22 protein-coding genes, 3 pseudogenes and 1 riboswitch are annotated in these 23175 nt (G+C 65.0%); of the genes and pseudogenes, 17 read left to right on the top strand and 8 right to left on the bottom strand.

Translation table 11 applies throughout. The features are described from left to right. The 3 genes from DIE23_RS30645 to DIE23_RS30635 all read right to left on the bottom strand — a co-directional run. The coding region (locus tag DIE23_RS30645) for a branched-chain amino acid ABC transporter permease (RefSeq protein WP_148093477.1) at nucleotides 1–590 on the bottom strand (590 nt) is incomplete at its 3' end. A 915-nt stretch (nucleotides 591–1505) separates the two neighbouring features. Next, nucleotides 1506–1712, bottom strand: a complete 207-nt coding sequence (locus DIE23_RS40455) for a M20/M25/M40 family metallo-hydrolase (protein ID WP_311767838.1) — start codon at nucleotides 1710–1712, stop codon at nucleotides 1506–1508. A 137-nt stretch (nucleotides 1713–1849) separates the two neighbouring features. Beyond that, on the bottom strand, nucleotides 1850–2014 hold the full coding sequence (locus tag DIE23_RS30635) for a response regulator transcription factor (RefSeq protein WP_124615541.1): 165 nt from the start codon (nucleotides 2012–2014) through the stop codon (nucleotides 1850–1852). A gap of 341 nt (nucleotides 2015–2355) precedes the next feature. Between DIE23_RS30635 and DIE23_RS30630 the strand changes: the two genes are divergently transcribed. Then, nucleotides 2356–2892 carry an Lrp/AsnC family transcriptional regulator gene (locus DIE23_RS30630; RefSeq protein ID WP_260436214.1) on the top strand — a complete coding sequence of 179 codons (537 nt, stop codon included), beginning with the start codon at nucleotides 2356–2358 and terminating at the stop codon, nucleotides 2890–2892. Nucleotides 2893–3004: 112 nt separating this feature from the next. On the opposite strand, the gene DIE23_RS30625 is transcribed toward DIE23_RS30630, so the two are convergent. Continuing rightward, nucleotides 3005–4162: a cystathionine beta-lyase gene (locus DIE23_RS30625; protein WP_124615539.1), complete on the bottom strand. Its 1158-nt coding sequence runs from the start codon at nucleotides 4160–4162 to the stop codon at nucleotides 3005–3007. A gap of 411 nt (nucleotides 4163–4573) precedes the next feature. Between DIE23_RS30625 and DIE23_RS30620 the strand changes: the two are divergent. The 9 genes and pseudogenes from DIE23_RS30620 to DIE23_RS30580 form a co-directional block, all read left to right on the top strand. Next, nucleotides 4574–4774, top strand: a pseudogene (locus DIE23_RS30620) (ATP-binding protein); the annotation flags it as partial. Further along, nucleotides 4756–5070, top strand: a pseudogene (locus DIE23_RS30615) (IS110 family transposase); the annotation flags it as partial. The pseudogenes DIE23_RS30620 and DIE23_RS30615, both read left to right, overlap by 19 nt. A gap of 881 nt (nucleotides 5071–5951) precedes the next feature. Then, the gene (locus DIE23_RS30610) at nucleotides 5952–6977 is read left to right on the top strand and encodes a substrate-binding domain-containing protein (RefSeq protein ID WP_124615538.1); all 1026 of its coding nucleotides are present in this window, start codon (nucleotides 5952–5954) and stop codon (nucleotides 6975–6977) included. A gap of 64 nt (nucleotides 6978–7041) precedes the next feature. Then, on the top strand, nucleotides 7042–8070 hold the full coding sequence (locus DIE23_RS30605; RefSeq protein WP_124615537.1) for an ABC transporter substrate-binding protein: 1029 nt from the start codon (nucleotides 7042–7044) through the stop codon (nucleotides 8068–8070). Nucleotides 8071–8086: 16 nt separating this feature from the next. Continuing rightward, a complete protein-coding gene (locus tag DIE23_RS30600) occupies nucleotides 8087–8911 on the top strand; it encodes an ABC transporter permease (RefSeq protein WP_124615536.1) in 825 nt (274 codons plus the stop codon). A 10-nt stretch (nucleotides 8912–8921) separates the two neighbouring features. Next, nucleotides 8922–9818 (top strand): ABC transporter permease, encoded by an 897-nt coding sequence (locus tag DIE23_RS30595; RefSeq protein ID WP_124615535.1) that lies wholly within the window; start codon nucleotides 8922–8924, stop codon nucleotides 9816–9818. A 13-nt stretch (nucleotides 9819–9831) separates the two neighbouring features. After that, nucleotides 9832–10863, top strand: coding sequence for an ABC transporter ATP-binding protein (locus DIE23_RS30590; protein ID WP_124615534.1), 1032 nt, complete (start codon nucleotides 9832–9834; stop codon nucleotides 10861–10863). Between the two features lie 38 nt (nucleotides 10864–10901). Further along, a complete protein-coding gene (locus tag DIE23_RS30585) occupies nucleotides 10902–11726 on the top strand; it encodes a phosphodiesterase (RefSeq protein ID WP_124615533.1) in 825 nt (274 codons plus the stop codon). A 230-nt stretch (nucleotides 11727–11956) separates the two neighbouring features. Further along, nucleotides 11957–13156 carry an MFS transporter gene (locus tag DIE23_RS30580; protein ID WP_124615532.1) on the top strand — a complete coding sequence of 400 codons (1200 nt, stop codon included), beginning with the start codon at nucleotides 11957–11959 and terminating at the stop codon, nucleotides 13154–13156. A 21-nt stretch (nucleotides 13157–13177) separates the two neighbouring features. Here DIE23_RS30580 and DIE23_RS30575 read toward each other — a convergent pair whose 3' ends face one another. Beyond that, the gene (locus tag DIE23_RS30575; RefSeq protein WP_124615531.1) at nucleotides 13178–14368 is read right to left on the bottom strand and encodes an EamA family transporter; all 1191 of its coding nucleotides are present in this window, start codon (nucleotides 14366–14368) and stop codon (nucleotides 13178–13180) included. Between the two features lie 471 nt (nucleotides 14369–14839). Between DIE23_RS30575 and DIE23_RS30570 the strand changes: the two are divergent. Next, nucleotides 14840–15076, top strand: a pseudogene (locus DIE23_RS30570) (helix-turn-helix domain-containing protein); the annotation flags it as partial. Nucleotides 15077–15122: 46 nt separating this feature from the next. On the opposite strand, the gene DIE23_RS30565 reads toward DIE23_RS30570, so the two are convergent. The 3 genes from DIE23_RS30565 to DIE23_RS30555 all read right to left on the bottom strand — a co-directional run bounded on the left by DIE23_RS30565 (nucleotide 15123) and on the right by DIE23_RS30555 (nucleotide 16955). Then, a complete protein-coding gene (locus DIE23_RS30565) occupies nucleotides 15123–15911 on the bottom strand; it encodes a molybdopterin-dependent oxidoreductase (RefSeq protein WP_124615530.1) in 789 nt (262 codons plus the stop codon). A 29-nt stretch (nucleotides 15912–15940) separates the two neighbouring features. Further along, nucleotides 15941–16573: a cytochrome b/b6 domain-containing protein gene (locus DIE23_RS30560; protein WP_124615529.1), complete on the bottom strand. Its 633-nt coding sequence runs from the start codon at nucleotides 16571–16573 to the stop codon at nucleotides 15941–15943. Nucleotides 16574–16676: 103 nt separating this feature from the next. Beyond that, on the bottom strand, nucleotides 16677–16955 hold the full coding sequence (locus DIE23_RS30555) for a pentapeptide MXKDX repeat protein (protein WP_124615528.1): 279 nt from the start codon (nucleotides 16953–16955) through the stop codon (nucleotides 16677–16679). Nucleotides 16956–17223: 268 nt separating this feature from the next. Beyond that, nucleotides 17224–17340, top strand: a riboswitch (TPP riboswitch). Between the two features lie 123 nt (nucleotides 17341–17463). On the opposite strand from DIE23_RS30555, the gene thiC reads away from it, so the two are divergent. The 6 genes from thiC to DIE23_RS30525 all read left to right on the top strand — a co-directional run bounded on the left by thiC (nucleotide 17464) and on the right by DIE23_RS30525 (nucleotide 23134). Next, a complete protein-coding gene (gene thiC, locus DIE23_RS30550) occupies nucleotides 17464–19395 on the top strand; it encodes a phosphomethylpyrimidine synthase ThiC (RefSeq protein WP_124615527.1) in 1932 nt (643 codons plus the stop codon). Between the two features lie 253 nt (nucleotides 19396–19648). Continuing rightward, complete coding sequence (locus tag DIE23_RS30545) at nucleotides 19649–19864, top strand: glycine zipper 2TM domain-containing protein (RefSeq protein WP_124615526.1); 216 nt, start codon at nucleotides 19649–19651, stop codon at nucleotides 19862–19864. A 63-nt stretch (nucleotides 19865–19927) separates the two neighbouring features. After that, a complete protein-coding gene (locus DIE23_RS39740; RefSeq protein ID WP_185646566.1) occupies nucleotides 19928–20086 on the top strand; it encodes a hypothetical protein in 159 nt (52 codons plus the stop codon). After that, nucleotides 20083–20331 carry a hypothetical protein gene (locus DIE23_RS30540; protein ID WP_124615525.1) on the top strand — a complete coding sequence of 83 codons (249 nt, stop codon included), beginning with the start codon at nucleotides 20083–20085 and terminating at the stop codon, nucleotides 20329–20331. Before DIE23_RS39740 ends, DIE23_RS30540 begins: the two co-directional genes overlap by 4 nt. A gap of 142 nt (nucleotides 20332–20473) precedes the next feature. After that, nucleotides 20474–21403 (top strand): DMT family transporter, encoded by a 930-nt coding sequence (locus DIE23_RS30535; protein WP_124615524.1) that lies wholly within the window; start codon nucleotides 20474–20476, stop codon nucleotides 21401–21403. Nucleotides 21404–21853: 450 nt separating this feature from the next. After that, a complete protein-coding gene (locus DIE23_RS30525; RefSeq protein WP_124615523.1) occupies nucleotides 21854–23134 on the top strand; it encodes an EAL domain-containing protein in 1281 nt (426 codons plus the stop codon). Nucleotides 23135–23175: the final 41 nt, after the last annotated feature.

Raw genomic sequence — 23175 nt, 5'->3', positions numbered from 1 at the left:
ATCAGGCTCGCGGTGTTCGGGCTTTCGGCGATCGCACGCATCGCGCGGCCGAGCTTGGTCTTGTGCACGAGCAGCAGCAGGCCGCCCATCACGATGAACGCCACCGCGATGATCACGATTTCGGTCACCGAGATCACGGCGCCGGGTGTCGTGTCGGTGGCCTTGATCACGTTGATCGGATCGGTCGAGATGAGCTGGGGGAACGCGAGCGGATTGCGGCCCCAGATGATCATGGCGAGCGTCTGCAGCAGGATCGACACGCCGATCGCGGTGATCAGCGGGGCGAGGCGCGGCGCGCGGCGCAGCGGCCGGTACGCGACCTTTTCGATCGTGTACCCGACGACCGCACAGACGACCGCGGCAACCGCGAGCGCAATGCACAGCGTGGGGATGCTCCCGAGGCCCGGGAAGTGATTGTGGAGCACGTTGATCACGGAGAGCGCGACCATGGCGCCCACCATGAGCACGTCGCCATGCGCGAAGTTGATGATGCCCAGAATCCCGTACACCATGGTGTAGCCCAGTGCGATGATGGCGTAGATGCTGCCAAGCACCAGCCCATTCAAGATTTGTTGGACGAAGATGTCCATGTCTCTCCCACTCCGTTAGCCGCTTTCGCGTTGCATGCACACAGGAACGGCGGCCGCGGCTGCGCGTTCACTGAAAAAGGTCTTAGTGGATCAGATTAAGGTTACCGCCCGAGACCTTATAGACGGTTATAGGCGCAGCAACCAACTCGCCAGTCCTTTCTAAAGTAACCTTCTCCCCCAAGGTTGTGAAATGAAAGCGCCACGAACAACGTCTCCTTTTTAAGGTCACTCATGAATCTGCCTCCTCGAATTGATCAGCCCGCGAGCGGCCCACCTCCGCTCTGATACTCACCTTGCTTCTGCGGACCCGATCCGCGTTTTGAGGACCGGCCTATTCTTCTCTCGAAAATTCAATGCAACGTGCAAAGTCTCCGCCCGGCCCTCAAACCTGTACAGTTACCGCAGAAAGCATGTACTCGCGCCTTATGAGACATGGCCAACAATCCCGCCGCGAGCGGCTCGCCGCCTTATATCTTTTATTGTAAGTATTCCCCAAGCTCGCGGGCGTCGTTCCTTATGCGGGGTTGATCCGAAGCACATTTTTCTAGTGGTCGATGCGCATCATATTAGCCACGAATCCGAGATAAAAAAATTCGAAATGAAGCGACAAATGGGATTTTTTCTCGTTCACAGTTGGTCAGCTCCGCCACACATAAACGCACACTAAATTCCATAGCGATCGCAGCGCAATATCCCGCCCGATTCGAGAAAAGCTGGGCCCGAAGCCACCACGTCGCCTATCGGAAGCGCGCGGTCCTTGTTTTATCCGACGAAAAACGCGAAGGCCTGGGAGAATCCGATTTCAGGGAACCAGGCTCTTCCAAGTCGACGTTGAACCTTACAAGCCGCCCCGAATAATCTTCGCCAGGTCGGTAAAGATTGGGGGTATGCAAGCGCGAGACTAGGTGTGTCCCCTCAGCTCATACCAATATTGAACAGCTTTAGAAGTTGAGCTGGTACGGAGCCTTGTCGAAACTCGTTACCAACCGCAATCGTGAAGATAAGCACCATTGCCATATGCCCATCATGGCCGCATGCGTGCATCCTGCCCGGCAAGAGTGAAACGTAGGGACGGCAGTCAGCTACTTCGGTAAGTGGAAGGGCGTCGAGCTCAGCTCGCAGCGCAATTGCCGGGCCGCCCCCCGCAAAGTAGATCTTTCCGACTACTCCCGCACCACACGATACCCGTGTGAACCTCGATTCCCAACTCTCTCGGCCGCTCAGCGATATAGTTTGAAGTCCGCGTTGTTCGTCAAATCCTAGCTCCGGGTATTCGACCGCGACAATGGCCGGCTCATATGCTTGAAAAGCAGCAGCGCTAGTTCGAACTCCTTCTGCATCAGCATGACGGAATTGCCGCGCATAAAAACGCGCTTCGAGACAGACTCGAATTCGAAATCATCAAACACTTCTTTCTTGGCCATGGTCTCTCTCGGATTATGGCGGTGTAACAGCATGCCAACGCGCACAAACGGCTCCGTAGCCTTCAACAGCCTCCACGGCAGCAAATAATTCGACGAATTTCTAACTCTGGACACTAGCCATAGAGTATCTTCTGAGCATTCGCAGCCAACTGATGGGTTCGGTCGACTGCCATCAGCCTTACCTTGCAAAGTTTCGGAATTTCGATAAAAATATATTGCATCGTCGCTGGTAAATACGCTCAACATGCGGGGCCAGTTTGCAAAACTTCCGTGCCACCGGTCGTGCCACCCACGAACACAGTCATCTGGGGCCGGTTCGCATTGGGCTTTAGGCGTCGATGGTGGCATTCGCCCAGCAGTACAATCCTCTGGCTCCTGACCGAATTAATAAGATGGCTTCTCTCAAACCTTCTGACCTCGACTCATTTGACATCGCAATTCTTGCGGAACTCGAACGATGCAACACCACGCCACTGCGAGTCATCGGAGAGAGGGTCAATCTTTCCACCGCTGCAGTACAGAGGCGAATTCGTTCTCTTGAAAAGGGCGGCGTCATTCAGGGCAACGTCGCCATAATCGACCCCGAGTGGGCCGGAAAGCCTATTACGGTCGTCACCGAAGTTCACATGGAGCGAACGGATATCAGCGAGTTGAATGCGCTCAAGGCAGCCTTCTCCATCCCGGAAATCCAGCAGTGTTACTACGTTACAGGCGACGCGGATTTTTTCATTATAATGAACGTTAGGACAATGAAAGACTATGAAGATATCGCCAGAAGGATCTTCTATGAACATAAAAGCGTTAAATGGTTTCGCACGATTGTTGTCATGGATCGTGTCAAGATAGGAATCTCTGCACCGTTTGACGTCGACAAATAACGCATCGCATTCCCACGTTTAAGGCCTCTTTGTGCTAATAGTTTGCGCCGTCGCGTCAGAAAGAAACAATATTAAAAGCTGCATGCAGATCAGCGACGGCAACAACCAGTCCCTATCCAGCTAAGGCTGAGAATGCTTGTTTCAGATCGGAGATGAGATCGCTCGGTTCTTCCAGTCCGATATTAAATCGTACAAGTCGTCCGGCGTAGTCTTTTCCAGGCCGATCGATGTTCGGATACACCAAGGCGAGGCTGGTGGTTCCTCCCCAGCTCATTCCAATCTTGAACAACTTTAGCGACTCAACAAATTCTTCCACTTGAGCAGCGGTGTAGTCGGATGAGAATTGAACAGAGAAAACGCTTGTTGAGCCTGTGAAGTCACGCGCCCAGAATTCATGGCCAGGGCATGACGGTAGCGCGGGATGGAGCACCGTCTCGATTGCCGGGTTCTCATTGAGCCAACGAGCAACTGTCAATGTGGAACTCTCCAGGCGGTCGAGGCGTACTCCCAAGGTTTGCATTCCCCTAAGCGCGAGACTGCAATCGTCAGGCGACACGGCCATGCCCAACTGCTTGAGCGTTGAACCGAGCAACTCAGCTAGCGGGGCATCTTTCGCCGATACCGTTCCCAAAAGGAGGTCACTATGTCCACCGATGTACTTGGTCAACGCCTGCATGCTGACGTCCACGCCATGGCCAAATGCGTCAAACATTACTCCCGCCGCATACGTGTTATCCAGGGCAACGGGCACATTTCTAGCATGTGCAGCCGCGACAATGGCAGGAACGTCCTGCACCTCCATCGTCACCGAGCCGGGACTTTCCGTCCAGATCAGCGTCGTATTGTCTCGAATCAGCGCGCTGATTCCTGATCCAATCGATGGGTCGTAGGCCTCGACTTCGATACCAAGCCGGCGAAGGATAGAAAGCGACATTTCCCGATTTGGACCGTACGCTGTGACCGGCACCAGCGCGTGACTACCGCTACTGCAGAAGGCCAAATAAATCGCTGCGATTGCCGCCTGTCCACCTGGTACAACGAAAGTCCGATGTGCGCCTTCGAGTTCGCATACCCGGGCTGCAAGTTCAAGTGTCGTTGGCGTCCCATACAACCCGTACGAGTAGCCATTTTCCGTTTGTCGCCAGTCGTCAATCACCTCCGATACGCGATCGAACAACACGGTTGATCCACGATAGACTGGAAAAACTAGTGATTTAAAGTCTTGACGGACTTGAACTTCGGACTGAATCAGTTTTGTACGCCAATGCATATAGAGAACTCGCGCTGTGAGTTAAACAGGCCATGCGGTTCACTTCTGAACACTAGACCTGAGAGAAAAATGCCACGTGCGTGGCGAATTCCTCAATTCTATGTCTGTCCGGAAGATAAATTTCTTCGATACGGAGGGGGCTAATGGTAACTTTTCTCACTCGGCTGAACGCACGGCGGTGGGTGTCTAACGTGCCCGTGCATAAGCTTCCTACGTAGTTCGCCGCGGAGCATCGAGGGACTATCCAGAAGGGCGCACGGCGTGATCGCGCCCGACGTGATCTCGGCCTCGCAGAAAGGTGCCTATTTGCCGGCCGCGGCAATCGCCATCCATTTTCCGGTTTGGACCTCGTACAACGTGGAAACCGGATTGCTGACATCGCCTTTGCTGTCAAAAGCGATCTTTCCGGTCAAGCGTGTGCGCTACTTCTCGACCGTGGAGCCGACCAACGCGCTGGAGCTCGAGAAGTCGACCGGCAAACAAGGCCAGATCGCTCACAAGCTGATGTACGTGGATCTGGTGATTCTCGATGAACTTGGCTATCTGCCGTTCAGCCAGACCGGTGGCGCGCTGCTGTTCCATCTGCTCTCAAAGTCGCTGCCGAAGTTGAGCGACTGGTGCTTGCTCACCCTCTTTGGCCGGTCCTGACCAGCATGCCCGGAGTCGGCGTCAGGACCGCCGCCAGACTCCTGACTGAGGTCGCCCATAAAGCGTTCGCTTCGGCTGCGCATCTAGCGGCCTACGCCGGCCTCGCGCCGGTCACTCGGCGCTCAGGTTCATCGATACGCGGCGAACATCCATCCAGACGCGGTAACAAGGTACTCAAGCGCGCCTTGTTCCTATCCGCCTTCGCGGCCTTGCGAGACCCCGTCTCGCGAGACTATTACGCACGCAAGATCCAGCAGGGTAGCGACATCGGTCAACGGCATGATGCACCTTACAGCCCAAGGGGGCATTTTTTGTCGGGGGCATCGACCATCCACAAAAATTCCCCCGAAGGTGCCCCCACATGCCCCCGGATTATCGCGGACACCGTTGGATGATTCAGGAACAAAAAACCCGCGAAGCCTTGTGCTATCACGGGTTTCTGGATTAACGAGGATCGCCTCGGAAGGGTATTTGGTGCCGGGGACCGGACTCGAACCGGCAAGCCAATTAAGGCGGCGGATTTTCGTCACACTGCTTCTTTCAAAGCCGGCGCCGTCGAAACGACGCCGTTCGTGCGCTGGACTATGCCTTCGCCGTCGCGCGCGGGCGTGATCGCCGCCCGTGCGCCTTAGGCGCCCCCCGTCTAGTCTCTACACCTTCCTCGTTGTAACGGTAGCTGTACCGCGAGGCTTGGCTCGGCGTTGCCTCGACGCACGGTGCGCGTCAGGGGTTTCACCGAATTTGAAGGGTTCTGCACCGGCCGTTTCCGGCCGGGCACTCAATCGTTTAAGTCCGCTATGTTTACCAATTTCATCACCCCGGCAAAAGGGCGGACGCGATTCTACCATTGCTTGCACATGCGTTAGCTGATTCATGCGCGGTACATCGCGACGCAGCATGTCTGCATGCTCCATCTTCGCCCAAATGCATGCGCCGCAATCGACATCGTCGCGACGCTGCCACGGATTTCGTCCCGCGCCGCAGCATCCGCCGCTACAATCGACTCCGCCCCGCTCGTCGGGCGCCAAACATCTGATGTTTGTATCGTACTTTTTGCGAAACAGACATCTCGTGCGTCATCGCGAAGTCACAAACGTTTTCGATAATTTCCCGGCCGAAAACGTTTACATCGCGTAACTTCATGACCCCGACCATCAAGGACGTCGCCGCGCTCGCCGGCTTCTCGATCGCCACCGTCTCGCGCGCGATCAACGCGCCGCATACCGTCAGCCCCGCCACGCTGGCGACGATCCGCACCGCCATCGACACGTTGCAGTTCCGCCCGAGCCCGCTCGGCCGGCAGTTGCGCGGCGAGCGCACGCGCCTCGTCGGCGTCGTCGTGCCGACGCTGTCGAACCCGGTGTTCGCCGACTGCCTGCAGGGCATCGACGAACTCGCGACCGCGGCCGGCTTCAAGCTGATCCTGATGACGACCGAATACGACGAAGCGCGCGAGCGCCACGCGATCGAGACGCTGCGCGAGCAGCGCGTCGAAGGGCTGATCCTGACCGTCGCCGATGCGGACACGCATCCGCTGCTCGACATGCTCGACCACGACGGACCGCACTACGTGCTGATGCACAACGACACGCAACGCCGCCCGTCGGTATCGGTCGACAACCGCCGCGCGGCCTACGACGGCGTCCGCCTGCTGACCGCGCGCGGCCATCGCCGCGTGCTGATGCTGGCCGGCTCGCTCGCCGCGTCGGATCGCGCACGCCAGCGTCACCTCGGCTACGCACAGGCACTCGAGGAAGCCGGTGTCGCGACGCTGCCGCCGGTCGAAGTCGACTTCAACGCAGCCGAACTGCCCGACGCGGTGCTCGCGCATCTCACCGCGCAAGCCACGCGCCCGACCGCCCTCTTCTGCAGCAACGACCTGCTCGCGATGGTCGTGATGCGCGGCCTGCGCCGCGCGGGCTTCTCGATTCCCGACGACCTGTCGGTGCTCGGCTTCGACGGCATCGCGATCGGCGAGCTGCTCGCGCCGCCGCTCGCGAGCGTCGCGACGCCGAACCAGGACATCGGCCGCCATGCATGGCGGCGCCTCGTCGAATGCATCGGCGGCGCGACGATCGAGCGCACGTCGCTGATCCTGCCGCACACGGTGCGCGACGGCGCGACGGTCGCGTCGCCGGCCGCCGACCTGCAGTTGCGCCACGCCTGAACGCACGCGCCGCGCCATCGTGCGCGGCGCGGCGAAATACCCACACCCCGCCCGGAGACCCACCGTGTCCTTTCGCCTGACCTCGCTGCTGCGCGTGCTCGCAGCACCCGTCGCCTGCGCCGCGCTCGTCGCGTTCGCGCCTGCCGCCCATGCCGACGAAACCGCGATCTGCTACAACTGCCCGCCCGAATGGGCCGACTGGGCCGCGCAAATCGCGGCGATCAAGCAGAAGACCGGCATCCGCGTGCCGTTCGACAACAAGAACTCGGGCCAGGCGATCGCGCAGCTGATCGCCGAACAGAAGAGCCCGGTCGCCGACGTCGTCTATCTCGGCGTGTCATCCGCATTCCAGGCGAAGGACAAGGGCGTGATCGCACCGTACAAGCCCGCGCACTGGAACGACATCCCCGCGAACCTGAAGGACCCGCAAGGCTACTGGTTCGCGATCCACTCGGGCACGCTCGGCTTCTTCGTGAACAAGGACGCGCTCGAAGGCAAGCCGGTCCCGCGCTCGTGGTCCGATCTGCTCAAGCCCGAATACAAGGGCATGGTCGGCTACCTCGATCCGTCTAGCGCGTTCGTCGGCTATGCAGGCGCGGTCGCCGTCAACCAGGCGCTCGGCGGCAGCCTCGACGACTTCAAGCCGGGGCTCGACTGGTTCCGCAAGCTGAAGGCGAACGCACCGATCGTGCCGAAGCAGACCGCGTATGCGCGCGTGCTGTCCGGCGAGATTCCGATCCTGCTCGACTACGACTTCGATGCGTATCGCGCGAAGTACAAGGATCACGCGAACGTCGAGTTCGTGATTCCGAAGGAAGGCACGATCGCGGTGCCCTACGTGATGAGCCTCGTGAAGGGCGCGCCGCACGACGCGAACGGCAGGAAGGTGCTCGACTTCGTGCTGTCCGACGAAGGCCAGAAGCTGTGGGCCAACGCGTACCTGCGTCCGGTGCGCGCGCAGACGCTCGGCGCCGACGTCGCCGCGAAGTTCCTGCCGGCGAGCGAATACGCCCGGGCGAAACCGGTCGACTTCGGCAAGATGGCGGCCGGCCAGCAAGCGTTCGGCCAGCAATACCTGCAGGTGATGCAGTAAGCGCCGGACCCACGCCATGCTCGACCTGACTTTCCCGCTGCGCTGGCGTGTCGCGCTCGTCGCGCCGGCGCTCGCGATGTTCGCCGCGTTCTGGCTACTGCCGATGGCGGCACTCGTGCAGGTGTCCGCCGACGGCGCGTTCTTCACGCAGTACGCGGCGCTGCTCGGCAACGCGCGCTACATGAAGAGCCTCGGCGAGACAGTCGCGTTGTCGGCCGGCGTCACGCTCGCGACGCTCGCGCTGTCGACGATCTCGGGCCTGCTGCTCGCACGCCGTGAGTTCGCGGGCAAACGCGTGCTGCTCGCGCTGCTCACCTTTCCGCTCGCGTTCCCGGGTGTCGTGGTCGGCTTCATGGTGATCATGCTCGCGGGCCGGCAGGGGCTGATCGGGATGCTGTCCGCGAAGCTGACCGGCGACAAGTGGGTGTTCGCGTATTCGGTTGCCGGGCTGTTCGTCGGCTACCTGTACTTCTCGATTCCGCGCGTGATCGTCACCGTGATCGCGGCTGCGTCGAAGCTCGACGCGTCGCTCGAGGAAGCCGCACGCTCGCTCGGCGCGTCGCCGTGGCGCATCTTCATCGACATCGTGCTGCCGGCGCTCGCGCCGGGCCTGATCGCGGCCGGCGCGATCTGCTTCGCGACCGCGATGGGCGCGTTCGGCACCGCATTCACGCTCGCCACCGACCTGAACGTGCTGCCGATGACGATCTACACCGAGTTCACGCTGAACGCGAACATCGCGACGGCGGCCGGCCTGTCGATCGTGCTCGGCATCGTCACGTGGGCCGTGCTCGCGCTCGCGCGCCGGTTCACCGGCCATACCGCCGCCGCCGCGGCCTGAGGATTCCTACATGCAATCGCTTTCCGGTTCGTCCACGCCGTCGCCGGCGCCCGCTCCGTCACATGCGAACGGAGCCGCACGACGCGCGCCGCGTGTGTCGGGCGCGCGCGCGATCGCCACGCTGCAATGGGGCGTCACGCTGCTGCTGTGCGCGTTCCTGATCGTGCCCGTCGTGATGTCGGTGCTCGCGGGCCTCACCGTCAACTATTTCCGCGGGCTGTCGAGCGGCCTCACGCTGCGCTGGCTCGAACAGGTGTGGCAGCAGTACCAGGGCTCGGTCGCGCTGTCGCTCGGCGTCGCGTTCGCGACGCTCGCGATCGTGCTCGTCGTCGGCGTGCCGGCCGGCTATGCGCTCGCGCGCAGCAAGAGCCGCATCGCCCGCGTGATCGAGGAAGCGCTCGTGCTGCCGGTCGCGCTGCCGGGCCTCGCGTCGGCGCTCGCGCTGCTGGTCGTGTACGGCGGTTTCACCGCGTTCCGGATGAGCCTGTGGTTCATCGTCGTCGGCCACGTCGTGTTCACGCTGCCGTTCATGGTGCGCGCGGTCGCGGCCGTCGCCGCCGGGGCCGACCTGCGCACGCTCGAGGAAGGTGCGGCGAGCCTCGGCGCGTCGTTCGTCACGCGCTTCGTCACGATCGTGCTGCCGAACCTGCGCCCCGGCATCGTCGCGGGCGCGCTCGCGGTGCTCACGCTGTCGATCGGCGAATTCAACCTGACGTGGATGCTGCATACGCCCGACACGAAAACACTGCCCGTCGGGCTCGCCGATACCTATGCGTCGCTGCGTCTCGAAGTCGGCAGCGCGTACACGATCGTGTTCCTGCTGATGACGCTGCCGCTCCTCGTCGCGATGCAGTGGCTCGGCGTCGATCCGTCCGGCACGCGCGCGTTGAAGCGCCGGCCGCGCTGAACCTACCGCTCCCATGAAACTCGATTCCACTCCCATCACCCTGACCCGCTGCGCGAAGACGTTCCGCGGCACACGCGTGCTCGAACCGCTCGACCTGTCGATCGGCGCGGGCGAGACGCTCGTGCTGCTCGGCCCGTCGGGCTGCGGCAAGACGACGACGCTGCGCCTGATCGCCGGCCTCGACACGCCGGACGCCGGCGGCACGATCCTGTTCGGCGGCGACGACGTGACGCTGCTTCCGATCGAGCGCCGCCAGGTCGGCATGGTGTTCCAGAACTACGCGCTGTTCCCGAACCTGACGGTACGCGGCAACGTCGGCTACGGGCTGAAGATTCGCAAGACCGAGCCGCGCGCGCTGCGCGAACGCGTCGACGAATTGCTCGCGATGATGCGGCTCGACGCGCATGCGGACAAACCGGTCGATCAGCTGTCGGGCGGCCAGCGCCAGCGTGTCGCGCTGGCGCGCGCGCTCGCGGTGCGCCCGCGCGTGCTGCTGCTCGACGAGCCGCTGACCGCGCTCGACGCGAAGCTGCGCGACGTGCTGCGCCGCGAGATGAATGCGCTGTTGCGCGAACTCGGCGTGACGACCGTGTACGTGACGCACGACCAGGCCGAGGCGATGGAACTGGGCGACCGGATCGTCGTGATGGGCGCGGGCCGCATCGAGCAGATCGGCACGCCGCGCGACATCTACTACCGGCCGGCGAACCGCACGGTCGCGCAGTTCATCGGCACGCTGAACCGGCTTGCGGGACAATGGCGTGACGGCGCGCTCGTGACGACGGGTGGCTCGATCGTCACGCCGCATGCCGCCGACGAGTGGTTCTTCCGCCCGGAGGACGCGCAGCTCGCCGATCCCGCGCATGCGCCGCTGCGCGGCGCGATCGGCGCGTGCGCGTTCCTCGGCGAGCGCACGCGGCTCACGATCGAGCATGCGGCGCCCGACGCGCTCGTGATCGACGTGCCGGGCCGCATCGAGCTCGCGCGCGGCACGGCGGTCGGCCTCACGATCGCGGCGGAAGGCCTGATCGCACTCGCCGCGTAACACCGCCCCACAATAATCAGACATTCCGAGGAACGACGATGCTGCTTGCTCAAATCAGCGATCTTCACATCAAACGTCCGGGCCAGCTCGCGTACCGGCGCGTCGACACCGCCGCCGCGCTCGCGCGCTGCATCGCAAAGCTGAACGCGCTGGTGCCGCGCCCCGACGCGGTGCTCGTCACGGGCGACCTGACGGACTTCGGCCACGACGACGAATACCGCCACCTGCGCGACCTGCTCGCGCCGCTCGAGATTCCGTACTACCTGATGGTCGGCAATCACGACGATCGTGCGGGGCTGCGCCGCGTGTTCGCCGACCGCCCCGAATTGCAGGACGGCGAGTTCGTGCAGTACGCGCTCGACCTCGGCGCCGTGCGCGTGCTCGCGCTCGATTCGCAGGTGCCCGGCACGAGCCACGGCGACCTGTGCGATGCAAGGCTGGCGTGGCTCGCCGCGCAGCTCGACGCCGCGCACGACCGGCCGGTGATCGTCGCGCTGCATCATCCGCCGTTCGCGTCCGGAATCGGGCACATGGACGCGCTGCGCCTCGCACCCGCCGCCGCCGAAAAACTCGATGCGCTGCTGCGCGGCTATCCGAACGTCGAACGCGTGCTGTGCGGCCACGTGCACCGGACGATGTTCACGCGCTTCGGCGGCACGCTCGCGTCGGCCGTGCCGGCGCCCGCGCACCAGGTTGCGTTCGACCTGCGCGCGGACGCGCCGTCCGCGTTCCGGCTCGAGCCGCCCGCGTTCGCGGTGCACGCCCATACGCCTGAAACGGGGATGACGTCCCATCACGTGTACGTGGACGAAGGCGACGGGCCTTATCCGTTCTATGAACCGAACGGGAACCTGGTCGACTGACGGCGCGCAGCGCGGGCGAATGACGGGCGACAGCGGCCGATCGGAACCCGTCGCGGCCGAGCGGCACAGCCGGCATCCCGTCATGCCCCGATCGCGCCGGCTGCCTGGCCGCCCGGCCGGCAGGATTCACGGTGCTCCGGTATGATCGGCACCCTCGATCGGCGCCCGGCCGCCTGCGCAACCGATGCCGCGCCGCGCGCCATGCCGCCCAACTCCGTTCCGTTGCCGCCATGTCCGTCGCCTCCACCGACCGTCCGACCGACGCCGCCTCGCCCCACTACTCGCGCAGCCTGCTGTTGCTGCTCGCGACGATCGCGGGCGTGTCGGTCGCGAACATCTATTACAACCAGCCGCTGCTCGACAGCTTCCGCTCGGCCTTTCCCGACGGCGCGTCGTGGATCGGCGCAGTGCCGACCGCGACGCAGCTCGGCTATGCGGCCGGCATGTTCCTGCTCGCGCCGCTCGGCGACCGTTTCGATCGTCGCCGACTGATCCTGCTGCAGATCGCGGGCCTGTCGATCGCGCTGATCGTCGCCGCGACCGCGCCGTCGCTGGCGGTGCTCGCCGCGGCGAGCCTCGGGATCGGCGTGCTCGCGACGATCGCGCAGCAGGCCGTGCCGTTCGCGGCCGAAATCGCGCCGCCGGCCGAGCGCGGGCATGCGGTCGGCACCGTGATGAGCGGCCTGCTGCTCGGCATCCTGCTGGCGCGCACGGCAGCCGGCTTCGTCGCCGAATATTTCGGGTGGCGGGCGGTGTTCGGCGCGTCGGTCGCGGCGCTCGTCGCGCTGGCCGCGGTGATCGTGCTGCGGCTGCCGCGCAGTTCGCCGACGTCGACGCTGTCGTACGGCAAGCTGCTCGGCTCGATGTGGCACCTGGCGGTCGAACTGCGCGGGCTGCGCGAGGCGTCGCTGACGGGCGCCGCGCTGTTCGCCGCGTTCAGTGCGTTCTGGCCGGTGCTCACGCTGCTGCTCGCCGGCGCGCCGTTCCATCTCGGCCCGCAGGCCGCAGGTCTGTTCGGCATCGTCGGCGCGGCCGGTGCGCTGGCCGCGCCGTACGCGGGCCGTTTCGCGGACAAGCGCGGCCCGCGCGCGATCATCTCGCTCGCGATCGCCCTGCTCGCGGTGTCGTTCGTGATTTTCGCTGTGTCGGGGACGAGCCTCGTCGGGCTCGTGATCGGCGTGATCGTGCTGGATGTCGGCGTGCAGGCCGCGCAGATCTCGAACCAGTCGCGCATCTACGCGCTGAAGCCCGAGGCGCGCAGCCGCGTGAATACCGTGTACATGGTGTGCTATTTCATCGGCGGCGCGCTCGGCTCGTCGGCCGGTGTCGCCGCGTGGCGCGCGTTCGGCTGGACCGGCATGTGCGCGGCCGGGCTGTTGTTTACCGCGCTCGCCGGCTGGTTCCATCATCGCGGCGCACGGCGCGGCTGAACGCCGCCGCGCGCGCCGGCATCATGCGTCGGCGCGCGATGCGGCCGGTTCGCCGGCAGGCGGCGGCGCGAATGCCTGCACGGGATCCATGACCGCGGCCGGGGCCACGACGGCCGCCGGTGCCGGCACCGCAAGCGGTACCGCGGACGGCGCGAGGATCGGCGCCGGCTCCGGCATCGCGGCCTGATCCGGTGCGGACGCCGCACCCGCCGCCGATTCGGCGGCTACGGTTGCCGCGGTCGCCACGACCGGCGAAGCATCGGCTGCCGCGCGCGTCACGGGCCGGCGCGCCGGATCGAACAGGAACGACAGCCCGACGCTGCCGAGGATCGCGACCGTCGCGATCACGGTCGCCATCGTCACGGGCTCGCCGAGCATCAGCGCGCCGAGCGCGACCGCGACGATCGGGTTCACGTACATGCAGCTGCTCGCGATGATCGGGCTCGTGTGGCGAATCAGGTAGCCGTAAGCGACGTACGCGGCCATCGTGCAGAACACCATCAGGTACACGAACGCGAACACCGGCACGACCGCGACCTGTTCGATGCGCTCGCCCATCAGCCACGCGGCGATCGTGGACATCAACCCGCCCAGGCCGATCTGCAGTGACGTCGACAGGAACAGGTCCGACGGCAGCTTGAGCCGCGTCGCGAGATGCGCGCCGCCCGCCCAGAACAGCGCGCCGGCCAGTACGCAGACCGTGCCGAGCGCCGAGTTCGCGGCGGCCGCGCCACCCGAATTCAGCACGACGATGCCGACCATCCCGAGCGCGACGGCCGACCACTCTCCTTTCGCCACCGGGCGCCCCGCGACCGCCGCGATCACGGTCGCGAACAGCGGCACCGTGGCGACCATCACCGCGGCCGAGCCGCTGCCGACCGTGCGCATCCCGAGCGCGATCGTGCCGGACGACAGCGCGACCAGCATCGTACCGACGATCGCCGAGTTGCGGATTTCCAGCAGCGTCGGCCATTCGGGCTTGCGTCGCAGCGCGAAGATGAACAGGCCCATCCCGCCGAGCAGGTTGCGCAGCCCCGACAGCAGCAGCGGCGGGAACGACTGCAGCGCGAAATGCAGGCCGCTGTAGGTCGAACCCCAGACGAAATAGATGAATACGAGGGCCAGCGCGACGCGGCCGCCGCGGCTTTGCGGCAGGCGGATCCGGATCGGCAGGCGAGCGAGGAAATCGAGGAGGCGGTCGAGCGGTGTCATTGTTCAGCCCGCCCGCACGACGTGGCGCGTGCTCCGCTGAAAGACGCCGGAGAGGCCGGCAAACGGCCCTGACGGGACCGGGAAGGCGGAGACGGACGTGCGGAACGACATGGCAGTGCGAACGGCGACGAATAAGAACCGGCAAGCGGCGGCAGAGGGTCAGTGCGCAAACGGCTTCGTCAACGCACGCTCGGCATTATGGCATCAAGGATTCGAAAGCATCGTCAGACCAGACTGAAAGGATATCGACTGACGTTTCGGCGCGACATTTTTCGGCATCCGCCCGAACGGAATCCGGGGCCGGATACTCGCCGCACGGGCTCCGCGAGCCCCTATTCAAGCCCCTCCCGCACATCGAGATCGGTACCTCGGCCTGATGGCCGGTCATGCGCTTCAGGTGCCGCTTCGCGCTTAGCGCGGCAGTCGGCCGGCCCTCCGGCCGCCGACGCTCCGCTCGTCCGACCCGCACGCCAGCCGGCCGAGGCCGAGAACATGAAGCTGCGCTCCGAACTGATGATGGCGCTCAAGCAGCGCATCGCGCAGCTCGAACTCAGCCAGGCCCAGGCCGCGAAACAGCTGGGTGTCACGCAGCCGCGCGTGTCCGATCTGCTGCGTGGCAAGATCAACCTGTTCGGGCTCGACGCGCTCGTGAACATGGCGGCGGCGGTCGGCCTGCGCGTCGACCTGCAGGTGCGCGAATCCGCGTAAGGCGCCGTGAATCAGGGCAACGCGCGCTTGCGTGTGCCCCCGCCGTTCACGATCCGCCGAACCAGTTGTACCCCTGATCGACCCAGTAGCCGCCCGGGAAAGTATCGGTCACGAAGATTTCCATGATGTGCTTCGGATTCTTGTAGCCGAGCTTGGTCGGCATCCGCAGCTTCATCGGAAAGCCGAATTCGGGCGGCAGGCGATGGCCGTCGTAGTCGAACGCGAGCAGCGTCTGCGGATGCAGCGCGGTCGGCATGTCGATGCTTTCGTAGTAGTCGTCCGCGCATTTGAAACCGACGTATTTCGCGTGCGTGTCGGCACCGGCGCGTGCCAGAAACGCGCCGAACGGCGTGCCGCCCCAGCGGCCGATCGCGCTCCACCCTTCCACGCAGATGTGCCGCGTGATCTGCTCCGCGTGCGGCAGCGCATACAGTTCGTCGAGCGTCCACACGCGCTTGCCCGTCACGCGGCCCGACAGCATGAGCCGGTAGGTCGACGCATCGACGTGCGGCACGTCGTCGATGCCGTAATACGCATTGAACGGGAACGGCCGCGTGATGTCGGCTTCGGTATAGGTCGGCGCGAGCCGCTCGCCGCTGAACAGCCAGGCCTGCACGCGATCGTTCATGCGCGACACCTTCTCGAGGAACGTATTGACCGACGCGTCGTCGTGCAGCGTGCAGCCGGTCAGCATCGTCAACCCGCCGAGCGTCAGGATGCGCCGGTTGAACAGCCGCCGCGACGGCATCTCCAGCTCGCGGCGCACGTCGAGCTCGAGCGACTTGCGGTCGAGCGTCCAGCGCGAACCATCGCGCTTGTATTCGGATTCCGACATGATGATTTCCTTCACCCGGAGTTGACCGGTCAGCGCCCGCGCAGCATCGCGAGCAGCGAACGCGGCACCAGCAGCGCCATCGCGACGTGCACGACGAAGAACGCGACGAGCAGCGACATCGCCCAGAAATGCACGACGCGCGCATTGTCGTAACCGCCGAACAGTTCGCGCAGCAGCGGAAACTGCACCGACTTCCAGATCGTCAGCCCGGACAGCACCAGCACGATCAGATCGACGATCGCGACCAGGTACGCGGCACGCTGCACCGCGTTGTAGACGCTCAAGTCGTCGTGCGCGAGCCGGCCGCGCAGCGCGGCGCGCACGTCGCGCCACACGGACGCCGGCGTGACGGGCAGCATCTTGCGCGCGAGGCGTCCCGTCGCGATCGACATCGTCAGGTAGAACAGCCCGTTGCCAACGAGCAGCCACATCGCCGCGAAATGCCATAACAGCGCGCCGCCGAGCCAGCCGCCGAGCGTGATGCCGTGCGGAAACACGAATGGCGGATAAATCGGCGACGCATCGTAGATGCGCCAGCCGGACAGCACCATCAGGATGGCCGCGAGCGCGTTGAGCCAGTGGCTCACCCGCACCCACAGCGGATGGATCGGGCGCGCGGGCGGCGTGGCGGCCGCGCGCCCGGTGGCGGGAACGGTTTGCATGATGAGGACTCCCGGAACGCGTCGACGAGACGAGACAACACGAGACACGGGCGGGCGGCCGTCGTCCAGCACACGCGCCGGCCGCGCCCCTTGCACGGCTCCGTCAGTTCGACGGCGCCATCTTGTCGCCCGACGACTTGCCCATCGCGTCGTGCGACATCGCGTCCTTCTTCATCGGATGTTTCTTCATGGCGCCCTTCTTCATCGCGCCATCCTTCGCCATTGCGTCGTGGCCCATCGCGTCCTTCGCCATCGCGTCGTGGCCCATCGCGTCCTTCGACATCGACGCACCGTTTTGCGACATCGCGTCGTTCTGCGCATACGCGCCCGCTGCAAAGGTGGCGAAAGCAGCAACACAGGTGGCGATCAGTACGTTTTTCATGACATCTCTCCAAAACACGGGTTTAAGGAGCCGAATAGACGGACGACGTCGCGTGAAATGACAGCCGCTGCGAAATTTTTTTTTAGGCTGCGCGAAGGCGCGCCATGTTGCACCGCTTCGCCGCTGTCGGCCGAGCCATGGGGCCGTGCGGCGGCGACGCGCGCTGCCATTTCGACGGGCCATCGTACCGCCCGCCATGCTGCGGTCGCACCGGGGTGGCCGATCCCCTCCCGGTTGAAACCGCCGCCAAGCCAGTGTATCGTGTGCGCTGCTAACGCGGGGGTCCTGCAATGCGCCCGGTCAAACAACCGGCATTGCGGGTGAGAAATACCCTTTGAACCTGATCTGGATAATGCCAGCGCAGGGAAGCGTACGGATTTCACGCCATCCTTCTGACGAAATCCGCCGCCTCACCAAGCCTCGTCTCCTGCTTAGCGCGAGCCCCACATTCGTCAAGGGCTCCGGGCAAGCGCCGAAGCGCCTGTCCGGCGCTCACACAGGAGATTGCATGAACGCCAATCCGAAGTTTCTGTCTGCCGACGCCCACGTCGACGCCGCTGCCGTCGCGCCGCTGCCCAATTCGCGAAAGGTTTATGTAACCGGCTCGCAGCCCGACATCCGCGTGCCGATGCGTGAAATCACGCAGGCCGACACCCCGACCGGCTTCGGCGGCGAAAAGAATCCGCCGATCTACGTGTACGACACGTCGGGCCCCTACACCGATCCGGACGCGAAGATCGACATCCGTGCGGGCCTGCCCGCGCTGCGCCAGCGCTGGATCGAAGCGCGCGGCGACACCGAAGTGCTCGACGGCCTGTCGAGCCAGTACGGCCTCGAGCGCGCAGCCGACCCGGCCACCGCCGACCTGCGCTTCCCGGGCCTGCACCGCAACCCGCGCCGCGCGCAGGCCGGCAAGAACGTCACGCAGATGCACTATGCGCGCCAAGGCATCATCACCCCGGAAATGGAATACATCGCGATCCGCGAGAACCAGCGCCGCGCCGAGTACATCGAGAGCCTGAAGTCGAGCGGCCCGAACGGCGCGAAGCTGGCCGCGATGATGGGCCGCCAGCACCCGGGCCAGGCGTTCGGCGCTGCGGCCTTCGGCGCGAACGCGCTCGCCGAGATCACCCCCGAGTTCGTGCGCGACGAAATCGCGCGCGGCCGCGCGATCATCCCCGCGAACATCAACCACCCGGAATCCGAGCCGATGATCATCGGCCGCAACTTCCTCGTGAAGATCAACGCGAACATCGGCAACTCGGCCGTCACGTCGTCGATCGGCGAGGAAGTCGACAAGATGACGTGGGCGATCCGCTGGGGCGGCGACACGGTGATGGACCTGTCGACCGGCAAGCACATCCATGAAACGCGCGAGTGGATCATCCGCAACAGCCCGGTGCCGATCGGCACGGTGCCGATCTACCAGGCACTCGAAAAGGTCAACGGCAAGGCCGAGGACCTGACCTGGGAAATCTTCCGCGACACGCTGATCGAACAGGCCGAGCAAGGCGTCGACTACTTCACGATCCACGCGGGCGTGCGCCTGCAGTACGTGCCGCTCACCGCGAACCGGATGACGGGCATCGTGTCGCGCGGCGGCTCGATCATGGCGAAGTGGTGCCTCGCGCATCACAAGGAAAGCTTCCTGTACGAACACTTCGAAGAGATCTGCGAGATCATGAAGGCGTACGACGTGAGCTTCTCGCTCGGCGACGGCCTGCGTCCCGGCTCGATCTACGACGCGAACGACGAAGCGCAGCTCGGCGAACTGAAGACGCTCGGCGAGCTCACGCAGATCGCGTGGAAGCACGACGTGCAGGTGATGATCGAAGGCCCCGGCCACGTGCCGATGCAGTTGATCAAGGAGAACATGGATCTCCAGCTCGACTGGTGCAAGGAAGCGCCGTTCTACACGCTCGGGCCGCTGACCACCGACATCGCGCCGGGCTACGACCACATCACGTCGGGCATCGGCGCCGCGATGATCGGCTGGTTCGGCACCGCGATGCTGTGCTACGTGACGCCGAAGGAGCACCTTGGCCTGCCGAACAAGGACGACGTGAAGGAAGGGATCATCACGTACAAGCTCGCCGCGCACGCAGCCGACCTCGCCAAGGGTCATCCCGGCGCGCAGGTGCGCGACAACGCGCTGTCGAAGGCGCGTTTCGAGTTCCGCTGGGAAGACCAGTTCAACATCGGTCTCGATCCGGACAAGGCGCGCGAATTCCACGACGAGACGCTGCCGAAGGATTCCGCGAAGGTCGCGCACTTCTGCTCGATGTGCGGCCCGCACTTCTGCTCGATGAAGATCACGCAGGACGTGCGCGAGTTCGCGGCGCAGCAGGGCGTGTCGGAAAGCGAAGCGCTGAAAAAGGGGATGGAAGTCAAGGCGGTCGAGTTCGTGAAGACCGGCGCCGAGATCTATCACCGTCAGTAAGCCAGCAAGCGAACGCGGCGGTCCGCACGGACCGCATCGTGGCCCACTGCACGAAGCCCGCTTTCGAGCGGGCTTCTTTTTTGTGCTCGCGCATGCGTTGTGCCTGCCGGCGCAAGGGAAACAATTGATTACGAAACCGTCCGCGCCTTAACAAGTCCTTACAGCAGCCCCACGGGACGGCAGGTAGATTGGTTTCATGCACGGCCGCCATGCGGTCACGCGATCTCTGTTCACTACCACAAGGACAACGATCATGAATGCTTCGATTCGGCGTTTTGGGGTATGCGCGCTGCTCGTCACGACGGTGGCCAGCCTGTCGGCTTGCGATTCGATGACACGGCGCCAGCGCGATACGGCAATCGGTGCGGGTGTCGGCGGCGTCGCCGGCGCGGCGATCGGCGGCAACGCGCTGTCGACGCTGGGCGGCGCGGCAGCCGGCGGCATCATCGGCAACCAGATCGGCAAGTAAGCCGGCCCGGCGCCCGCCTGCCGCGCGACGCGCGGCACGTTTCGACCAGACGGCGCTTCCGCGATGCGGAAGCGCCGTTTTCGCATCCGGCGGCGGCGTTCGCCGGGCGTGCCGGATCCGTATGCGGAAATGATCCGTTACCGTTTTGCGCATCTTGTCATCACCGCGCGGCCTAAGCTTAAGCATCTGCCGATTGCCGGCGCCGCCGGAGAAACATCATGAACAGGACCCTCGTCGCCGCGACGCTCGCGTGCGCGACACTCGCCGGCTGTTACTACCCTTACGGCTACTATCCGTCCGGCTATTACGCGGCGGCGCCGGTGCAGCCCGCGCCCGTGTACGTCGACCCCGGCCCCGTGTATTACTATCCGGCCCCCGCCTATGCCCCGGCCTGGGGCGGTTACTGGGGCCCCGCGGTGTCACTGAACTTCGGCTTCGGCGGACGCGGCGGCCGGCGCCATCATTGAACGGCCGCGCCGGCCGCCCGGCCGGTTCGCGGCGACGGAGAACGGATTTCCCGTTTCTTGTCGTTTCATCCGATCGTGAAACGACGGCGCGGTCACGCGGTGTAAGATCCTTCGCATCCCGTCCCCTCGCCCGCCACGCTCGATGTCGCCCAAGAACGCCTTTCTGCTGACCATCCTCGCCGCCCTGTGGGGCGCGTCGTTCCTGTTCATCCGGATCGGCGTCGCCGACTTCGGCGTCGCGCCGCTGATGGCGCTGCGGGTGGGTATCGGCGCACTGTTCCTGACGGGCCTCGCGCTCACGCGCTTCAAGCCAGCCGACCTCGGCGCGCGGCTGCGCCGGCACGCGTGGCCATTGTTCGTCGTCGGCGTACTGAACTCGGGCGCACCGTTCTGCCTGTTCGCCTATGCCGAACTGACGCTGTCGGCCGGCGTGACATCGGTGATCAACGCGACGACGCCGCTGTGGGGCGCGCTCGTCGCGTACCTGTGGCTGAAGGACAAGCTGTCGCTGCCGCGCGCACTCGGCCTCGTGATCGGCTTTGCCGGCGTGCTCACGCTCGTGTGGGATCAGATCGCCCACGCACACGGCAGCACCGGTGCCAGTGCGACCGCGCTGGCCGCCGCCGCCGCCGCGCTCGGCGCGACGCTGCTGTACGGCATCGCGGCCAACTATACGAAACGCAAGCTCAGCGGCGTCGATCCGCTCGTCAACGCGACCGGCAGCATGATCGGCTCGACCGTGCTGCTGCTGCCGTTCGCGATCGCGACCTGGCCCGCGGCAGCCGTCAGCACGCATGCGTGGGGCGCCGTGCTCGCGCTCGGCATCGCGTGCACCGGCATCGCATATTTCATCTTCTTCTATCTGATCGCGCATGTCGGGCCGGCTCGCGCGATTACGGTGACGTTCGTGATCCCGGTGTTCGGCCTGCTGTGGGGCGCGCTGTTCCTCGGCGAACATGTATCGGTCGTGATGATCGAAGGCTGCGCGATCGTGCTCGTCGGCACCGCGCTTGCGACCGGCGTGATCAAGCGAATTCCGGGGCTCCGTCCGCGCGGCGGCGAAGCGGCCTGAGCGGCGGTCGGGGCCGGCACCCCGCCAGCCCGGGTTCCCCGCGACGCGCCGGCCGCCGATCCGCATGCGCCGCACGTCGGCCGGTGCGCGACGGCGCTGATCGTTTTTCACCCGATGCCGATGCAGCCGCCCGGCTTCCCGGTTTTCCCGCTCCCCCCATTCTTCGCACGCAATGCACGCGGCACACGCGGCGCTGTCGCCGCTTGCAGGACAGCGGCCCTTGCGTGTCGCGCGCTTCCGGGCGAACAGCCACCGTTCAGGCGCCGGTGTAGCGTTTGCGTGTGGAGTTACCCTGATACGCGTGCCGCGCCATTCCCGTTACACTCGTAACACTCATCCGCAGAAGGCGGTCACGATGCACCACGTTTTTTCGCGTCCACCTGCGCGTGCGACGGCTTCTGCGTGGCGCGCACGATACCGCCCCCCCGATCGCCCCAGGGCACCGTTGACATGAAGCCCTCCCGCGACCTCTCGCTCGATTCCCTGCTCGAACGCCTGACACCGACGCCCAGCGGATGGATCGCCACGTTTCGCGACACGACGCTGCGCAGCGTGTTTCAACCCGTGCTGTCGATCACGCACAAGCGCGTGGTCGGCTATGAAGCGCTGCTGCGCGTGGTGGACGAGAACGGCACGCTGGCTTCGCCGGTCGCGCTGTTCGACAAGACGCGCGCCGCCGCCGACGCGTTGCTGCTCGACCGGCTCGCCCGCTGCCTGCATACGGCCAACTTCGTCGCGCAAGGCATCGGCGACGGTTGGCTGTTCCTGAACGTGACGCCGCGCGTGCTCGATACGGGCCTCGTGCAGCGCGAATTCGTCGAGGCGCTCTGCCGTCATTTCGCACTGCCGCCGAACCGCATCGTGCTGGAAGTCGTCGAGCAGCCGGCGCGCGACGAAGCCGCGCTCGCCCGCACGATCGACATGATCCAGCATCGCGACTTCCTGATCGCGATCGACGATTTCGGCACCGGATTCTCGAATTTCGATCGCGTGTGGCGCGCACGGCCCGATATCGTCAAGCTCGATCGATCGCTCGTCGAGCGCGCGAACGCGTCGGCCGAGGATCGCCGCATCATGCATCACCTGGTATCGATGCTCCACCAGGCCGGCGCGATGGTGCTCGCCGAGGGCGTCGAAAGCGACGATGCGCTGCAGGCGCTGATGGAGGCCGATATCGATTTCGTCCAGGGCTTCCAGTTCGGCCAGCCCGATGCGTCGATCGCACACGCGAGCGCCGCGGCACCCGCGATGCTCGACGCCGCGTGGCAACGCTTCATCGCCAACCGGCATACGCCGGCGATCGCCGAGCAACCGGGCTTCGACGCGATCGAGCGCCTCGTGCTCACCGGCGCGGCCGCGTTTTCCGCGAGCGGCAACCTGCACGACGCCGCGCAGCGCGTATTCGCGGTGCCGGCCGCACGCCGCGTGTTCGTCACGGACGAGATCGGCGAACAGTTCCTGCCGTCGATCGGCGCACGCCCCGAGGACGGTCAGGCGAGCGGCACTCGGCTCGCGCCGCTGTTTCCGGAGACGCACAGCAACTGGTCGCGGCGCCCGTACTTCCAACGCGCGATCGCGGCGCCGGGGCGCGTCGCGCTGATGGGCCCGCACTTCTCACTGACCGAAGGCCGCGACTGCTATACGGCGGCCGTCGCGATTCGCGCGCAGAGCCGTCTCGTCGTGTTCTGCGTCGACTTCGTGCTCGACAGCGCGGGCACCGTGATGCGATAGCGGACGCGGCGGCACGGGCTCGCCCGCCACACCGGCCGGCT

Origin of the sequence: Burkholderia sp. Bp9143, from assembly GCF_003853645.1 — a bacterium.
Classification (GTDB): domain Bacteria; phylum Pseudomonadota; class Gammaproteobacteria; order Burkholderiales; family Burkholderiaceae; genus Burkholderia.
Note: the sequence above shows the minus strand (reverse complement) of the source record. Positions and strands in the feature narration are given on the sequence as shown.

Coding starts and splice junctions, on each gene's coding strand:
- DIE23_RS30600 (WP_124615536.1), top strand. CDS start 8,087: ATGCTCGACCTGACTTTCCCGCTGCGCTGGCGTGTCGCGCTCGTCGCG.
- DIE23_RS30590 (WP_124615534.1), top strand. CDS start 9,832: ATGAAACTCGATTCCACTCCCATCACCCTGACCCGCTGCGCGAAGACG.
- DIE23_RS30575 (WP_124615531.1), bottom strand. CDS start 14,368: ATGACACCGCTCGACCGCCTCCTCGATTTCCTCGCTCGCCTGCCGATC.
- DIE23_RS30585 (WP_124615533.1), top strand. CDS start 10,902: ATGCTGCTTGCTCAAATCAGCGATCTTCACATCAAACGTCCGGGCCAG.
- DIE23_RS30635 (WP_124615541.1), bottom strand. CDS start 2,014: ATGGCCAAGAAAGAAGTGTTTGATGATTTCGAATTCGAGTCTGTCTCG.
- DIE23_RS30610 (WP_124615538.1), top strand. CDS start 5,952: ATGACCCCGACCATCAAGGACGTCGCCGCGCTCGCCGGCTTCTCGATC.
- DIE23_RS39740 (WP_185646566.1), top strand. CDS start 19,928: ATGCGGAAGCGCCGTTTTCGCATCCGGCGGCGGCGTTCGCCGGGCGTG.
- DIE23_RS30560 (WP_124615529.1), bottom strand. CDS start 16,573: ATGCAAACCGTTCCCGCCACCGGGCGCGCGGCCGCCACGCCGCCCGCG.
- DIE23_RS30565 (WP_124615530.1), bottom strand. CDS start 15,911: ATGTCGGAATCCGAATACAAGCGCGATGGTTCGCGCTGGACGCTCGAC.
- DIE23_RS30535 (WP_124615524.1), top strand. CDS start 20,474: ATGTCGCCCAAGAACGCCTTTCTGCTGACCATCCTCGCCGCCCTGTGG.
- DIE23_RS30540 (WP_124615525.1), top strand. CDS start 20,083: ATGAACAGGACCCTCGTCGCCGCGACGCTCGCGTGCGCGACACTCGCC.
- thiC (WP_124615527.1), top strand. CDS start 17,464: ATGAACGCCAATCCGAAGTTTCTGTCTGCCGACGCCCACGTCGACGCC.
- DIE23_RS30525 (WP_124615523.1), top strand. CDS start 21,854: ATGAAGCCCTCCCGCGACCTCTCGCTCGATTCCCTGCTCGAACGCCTG.
- DIE23_RS30545 (WP_124615526.1), top strand. CDS start 19,649: ATGAATGCTTCGATTCGGCGTTTTGGGGTATGCGCGCTGCTCGTCACG.
- DIE23_RS30625 (WP_124615539.1), bottom strand. CDS start 4,162: ATGCATTGGCGTACAAAACTGATTCAGTCCGAAGTTCAAGTCCGTCAA.
- DIE23_RS30580 (WP_124615532.1), top strand. CDS start 11,957: ATGTCCGTCGCCTCCACCGACCGTCCGACCGACGCCGCCTCGCCCCAC.
- DIE23_RS30555 (WP_124615528.1), bottom strand. CDS start 16,955: ATGAAAAACGTACTGATCGCCACCTGTGTTGCTGCTTTCGCCACCTTT.
- DIE23_RS30595 (WP_124615535.1), top strand. CDS start 8,922: ATGCAATCGCTTTCCGGTTCGTCCACGCCGTCGCCGGCGCCCGCTCCG.